The organism is Thermodesulfovibrionales bacterium (assembly GCA_035622735.1).
Classification (GTDB): domain Bacteria; phylum Nitrospirota; class Thermodesulfovibrionia; order Thermodesulfovibrionales; family UBA9159; genus DASPUT01.
The window spans coordinates 1-5,531 of sequence record DASPUT010000017.1; the positions used below are offsets into that span (position 1 = coordinate 1).

Sequence of the window (5,531 nt, forward strand, 5' to 3'; positions counted from 1 at the left end):
CAATTCAAGGAGTATCGAAAGGGGCACGATCGTCGACCGCGCCCAGCTCGAAAGACTGTAGATATTGAGTGGAAGCCCGTCGGGGAGGAGGTTTATCTCGACCGGAATCGACGGAACCGCCTTCCAGTCCATCTCTCCGAAAAGGGCGAGGAATATCCTCGTAAAGACCCTCGAGTTCTCCACGCCGCCCTTTTCGAGAATAAATTCTCTCGCCTTCTCCAGGCGGCTGTCGTCGGCGGAAAACCCGGCGAGCTTGAGCGCAAAATAGGCCTCAACGGTCGTGCTGAGCTCCCCCTTGCCGCCCCAGTATAACGCCCAGGTCCCGTCCGTTCTCTGGCGTTTCAGGATATAGTTCGCTATCTTCTCCTTCCTCTTTTCGTCGGCAAGGCCGAGGAAATGGAGGAGCATCAGGTATTCGGCGGTTATCGTCACATTCGATTCGAGTTCGTACCACCAGTAGCCGTCCTCATGCTGCTGGTGCAGAAAATAGGACTGTGTCTTTCGCATCGCCTCGGCGACTCCTTCCATGATCCCGGTCTCTCCGGCGGCCGGCATCGACCGCACGGCCCGCTCGTCCCGGAGAAGAGCAGAATCGGCCCGGAGAGGCTGTCCGAAGGACCCCGCCATCTTATCGCGCAAGGGTATATCCATGTTTTTAAAAACTAACAGACCCCCCTTCCTTTGTCAAGGCAGGTATGCCCGCCTCTGACGCAAGAAAATAATCTCTTCCGCATTGAAAAGAGTGATCCTTTTCTGTCTGGAAACGCGAGGTTTCATAAACGGGAAGAGCGGAACCTATTTCGATAGAACGCTTTAGTATAGCAAATCGTCGCATTTTTTGGAGCAGGAAAGAGCGGCGCAAAAGACGGAGGGAATTACTGTCGGTTCGGGGTATTCATTGCGCGCCTTTTACCGTGGAGCTCGAGCAGCGCCGGCAATAAGACGAGCGTACAGAGGATGAGAAATCCGAAGCAGAAGGTGAGGAGGATGCCGATGCTCGCGATGCCCCGGTGGGACGAAAAGGAGAGGCTTCCCGTACTGATCATCGTCGTGAGCGAGCTGAACAGTATGGCGCGGGCCGTGCTCGTCGTCAGCATGTTTCCGTTCGCGGGCGGCTCGGTCTGGTAGCGGAGGACAAAGATGATGCCGCTGTGAACGCCCACACCGAGCAGGAGCGGGACGACGATGACGTTCGCGAAGTTCAGGGGGATGGCGAGGAGGACGGAGGCCGCGGCCGTCAGGAGGATCCCGAGTATGAGCGGGATGAGTATCAGTATGGTCAGGGCGATGCTCCGCATCTCGACGAGGAGGAAGAGGGTGATCGCGATGAGGGCGTAGAGGGTCGCCTGCCGGAAAGAGGAGACGATCGCCTTCCCCGATTCATAGATCGTTACCGGCGCGTCGGTCGCGTTCGGCGCCACTGCCCGCACAGCGCGGACAAACCGCTCGAGTGCGACCCTGTCCGTAATATTTTCGGCAGGGAAGACCTGCACGCGATACTGTCCCTCCCGCGACAGATACTGCTGCTTCAGCTCGGAGGGAAGGTCGGATTCCGACGAGGGAGCTGCCTGAAGGGATGTCTCGAGTCTCCGGAAGAGGGAGGGGAGGCCGCCGAGGAGTCCATTTTCGAGCGACAGGAAGCCGGCCCTTCCCTTTTCAGGGTTTCGCACGAACGTCCCGAACTGGACGACACGCTCATACAACCGGCTGACCGGACCGTTCCGCGGTTCCGGCTTTTCGAGAAGCGACTTCTTCAGAGCCGCCTCGAACGAGCCGAGCGCCCTCATGTCCTCTTCGTAGGAGAGGTGTTTGACCTTATCGACATTCAGGGAAGGCATGAAGAGGCTGATGTTCGAGATGATCGAGAGCTTCTCCGTTTGGTCTTCAGGCACGAAATCAGGGAGCGCGATCACCCTCTTGACCTCTTTCAGCACCCTCAGCCGGTTCTCGATGCCTTTCACCTCTTCCTCGCTTCCGGCGAGCAGCGAGATCGACCACGGCAAGGCATCAGGGTCTCTGAAGAGGTCCCGTATCGTCGCGACGGACTCTGACTTCTGGTTGTAGAGGTTCAACGGGTTCGAATCGAAATAGACCATCGGCAAAGACGCGGAGGCGGCGCCTATCCCGATTATGAAGGCCGCCGCGCGGATCATGCGGGGATGCTTGTAGGGAAAGGCGAGCAGGGGACCGACCGTCGACTCCGACCGGTGTTTCGCAGGTTTCATAGGCAGCAGGGTCAGCAGGGCAGGGAGCACCGTAAGATTTGCGAGGAAGCTGATGAACATGCCGGTGCCCGATATGAGACCGAGCTCGGCCACTCCCGCGTACGCGGTCGGGATGAAGGAGTAGAATCCTATCGCGGTCGTAATGCAGCTGAGGAGGAGACTCCTCCCGACGCCCTGCGCGGTCGTCATGACACTGTCCGCGTAGGGACAACCGGCTGAGATCAGTTCCCGGTACCGTAGCGAGAACTGGATGCTGTAATCGATGCCGAGGCCGATGAAGAGGACCGCGAAGGTGACAGAGATCATGTTGAGGCTGCCGACAGCGGCGACGGCGAAGCCCGTCGTCCAGATGAGCCCGATGATGAGCGTCAGGAGGCTCGAGAAGATCAGTCTTCCCGATCCTCCGAGGCCGATGGCGAGGATGACCGCGACGAGGATGAGGGAGGCCGCCGTCGCGAACCCGATGGACTCCCGCACCGCCGTCAGGTTTTCATAGTTCAGGGCGATGTCTCCGGTGATGCGCATCCTGATGCCGGCAGAATCATCGATACCGAGGTCCTTTGCCGCGCGTCGTATCGCGCCGACGTGTTCTTCCCCCGCGGAGAGGTCGTTCTGTCTGAGAACGGGCCTGATGATGACGAACTGCCTCTGGAGGCGGGCGGTGATATTCCCGCTGATCATCACCTCCTGCCAGGAGAGCCGGACCGGGCGGCTGTCCATCACGTTCTGAAAGGCCTGGCCTATCCTGTCGTAAAGGATATCGATCCTCTTGTCCGTCGTCGCGGCCTCCTTCGGCTGGACGAGGACCTTTTCGAGGACGGAGAAGAGGCCCCTCAGGCTGAGGTCCTGCGAGAGGAGGGCGAGGAGGGGCTGCGCCCCGGCCATCGTGTCGGCGAACCCTTCGAGCTGATCGACGGGCAGGTAGAGGAGGCCGTTCTTCTGAAAATAGCTCTCTCCGCCCGGCTCATAGACGCTCTTGAATAAATCCGTCTCTTTCCGCAGCCGCTCCGCCAGACGCTGCCGGCCGGAGAGCGCGAGTTCGGCACTGTCGGCATCGAGCACGACGACGATCGTGTCTGAGAGTCCCGGGAAGGCCTTTCGGAAGTCGCTCTGGAGCCTGCGAAACTGCAGCTTATCGGAGATCATGGAGGTCGTATCCATGTTCATCCTGAAATTCGTCACCGCGTAATAGAGGACCGCGCCCGTGGCGAGTATGGCGAGCGTCAGGACGATAATCGGATGGCGGTGGACAAACCCGACCCACCGTTCGATCAGCCGCTGCGAAACGTATCTATGCTCTTTTTCGTTCAATCTTTTCAGCCGGATGCTTGCAAAACCATTTACTTCGGGTATGATTTATGTAATGATAGCAGAAACCGGGGAATCTCTACCCGTGAGACCGGCTCTTTTGCGTACTATAATAAACAAGAATTGAAGGAGAATGCATATGCGGCTCTTCGAAGGAAGGAAAAGAAAGATGATTCGCCGGCTCGTGCCTATTGTTCTTATCGCTGTCGTCCTCCTGCCGCTTCCGGCGTATTCGGAGAAGCCCGGGCCGGGAGATACGATTAAGACATTCAACGCTGCCCTCCTCGAGTCTATGAAAGGGGGAGAAGAACTCGGCTACCAGGGGCGGTTCAAGATCCTCGAGCCGGTCGTAAAGGACTCTTTCGCCCTCGAGTTCATGGGGAGCCAGACCGTCGGCAAGTACTGGAAGACCTTTAAGAAAGACGAGCAGGACGCTTTCATGAAGACCTACACGGAATACACGATCGCGAACTATGCCGGGCAGTTCGACAGCTATTCCGGCCAGACCTTCGAGGTCGCCCCGGAATCCGAGCCCGTTAAGGGGAAGGTGATCGTGGTGAGTAAACTCGTGAGGCCGAACAAGGGGGAGGTCGAATTTCATTACCTCCTCCGCCAGGTCGAAGGCAGGTGGCGCATCGTAGACATCCAGATCTCGGGCGTGAGCCAGCTCGCCCTCACGAGGGCGCAGTTCACGCAAGTGATAAAGGACAAGGGCCTCGACGGGTTGATCTCGATGCTCAAGGAGAAGATAAAGGGTTTTTCAAAAAAGAATGGCGGGTGAGGCCGGTCTCGATGAGAGCCGGGATTCCCGCCGGAGGGGGTGCTCGCTGTGAATAGGTTTCTGAAAGTTGTCGTCCTTCTCTCGGTCTTTCTCATTCCGGCCTTCGCTCGCGCCGAAACACCCGCAGCCGCGCCTCAGGAACAAGGGATGGTTTCGGAGAAGGAAGCTGTCCAGCAGGAAACGCCGTCTTCCGAACCGGCAGAGGGGGCCGCGGCAGCGCCCGATGTCTCTCAGGGGGCTACGGAGACTCCTCAGGAACCGGCTGCCGAGGAGGGGGCCAAGGGTGAAGCCGCTGCTGAAGCCGAACCGCCTGAGGAGGAAGTCTCGGCCGGAGCGGTCATCGCCGACCCCTTCGAGCCCTTGAACCGCATAGCGTTCGGCTTCAACGACAAACTCTATTTCTGGTTCATGAAGCCGGCATCGAAGGTGTACAACAGGCTAGTACCCGAGGCGGTGCGCGTCGCAGTGCGCAACTTCTTCTATAACATCGCGACACCGGTCCGATTCGTGAACTGCCTCCTCCAGGCGAAATTCAAGGCGGCGGGCAACGAGCTGTTTCGGCTGGGCGTCAACAGCACCATGGGATTCGGGGGCTTCTTCGACCTCGCGAAGACAGGCTACAACGTCGGAAGCAGCGAGGAGGATTTGGGCCTGACCTTAGGGCATTACGGCATCGGCAACGGGTTCTATATGGTCCTGCCCTTCCTCGGCCCCTCTTCCCTGAGGGATACCGTCGGGATAGCAGGCGACGCCTTCCTGAACCCCGAGCACTACATCACGCCGATCGGAGACGCGATAGCGGTCGCGGGCTACGACTATTTCAACAGGAACTCCCTCCGCATCGGTGAATACGAAGACCTGAAGGAAGCAGCCGTGGAGCCCTACACCGCTTTCCGGGACGCCTATGTCCAGTACCGGAAGGACAAGCTGAGGCAGTAGGCATCCCGAAAGAAATCAGCATATGATCTTTTTTCATGACCGATAAATCGCACTGATAAGGAGACAACGAGATGAAGAGAGGCATATTGGCCAGCTGCATGGTTATCCTGAGCCTTGTGATGGGATGCGCGACAGCGACGAACATAGCGGTGAGCAGCCCGCCGGTCCAGACAGGCGGCAATGAATATTACGAGGCGCGGCTCGAGCCCCTGAAGAGCTCCGGGAATTTCTTCGACTCCTTCCGCCTCACCGTCGCGAATAAGACGGACGGGAACCTC

The 5,531-nt window shown here is 58.5% G+C and carries 5 protein-coding genes; 3 read left to right on the top strand and 2 right to left on the bottom strand.

The window, feature by feature from the left end; all coding sequences use genetic code 11:
- Both VEI96_00690 and VEI96_00695 read right to left on the bottom strand, forming a co-directional pair.
- The coding region (locus VEI96_00690) for a prenyltransferase/squalene oxidase repeat-containing protein (GenBank protein ID HXX56498.1) at positions 1–639 on the bottom strand (639 nt) is incomplete at its 3' end.
- Positions 640–875: 236 nt separating this feature from the next.
- Positions 876–3,536 (bottom strand): MMPL family transporter, encoded by a 2,661-nt coding sequence (locus VEI96_00695; protein HXX56499.1) that lies wholly within the window; start codon positions 3,534–3,536, stop codon positions 876–878.
- Between the two features lie 136 nt (positions 3,537–3,672).
- Between VEI96_00695 and VEI96_00700 the strand changes: the two genes are divergently transcribed.
- The 3 genes from VEI96_00700 to VEI96_00710 all read left to right on the top strand — a co-directional run.
- The gene (locus VEI96_00700; protein ID HXX56500.1) at positions 3,673–4,314 is read left to right on the top strand and encodes an ABC transporter substrate-binding protein; all 642 of its coding nucleotides are present in this window, start codon (positions 3,673–3,675) and stop codon (positions 4,312–4,314) included.
- A gap of 48 nt (positions 4,315–4,362) precedes the next feature.
- Complete coding sequence (locus tag VEI96_00705) at positions 4,363–5,253, top strand: VacJ family lipoprotein (GenBank protein HXX56501.1); 891 nt, start codon at positions 4,363–4,365, stop codon at positions 5,251–5,253.
- A 71-nt stretch (positions 5,254–5,324) separates the two neighbouring features.
- On the top strand, positions 5,325–5,531 hold a 207-nt coding region (locus tag VEI96_00710; GenBank protein HXX56502.1), incomplete at its 3' end, for a hypothetical protein.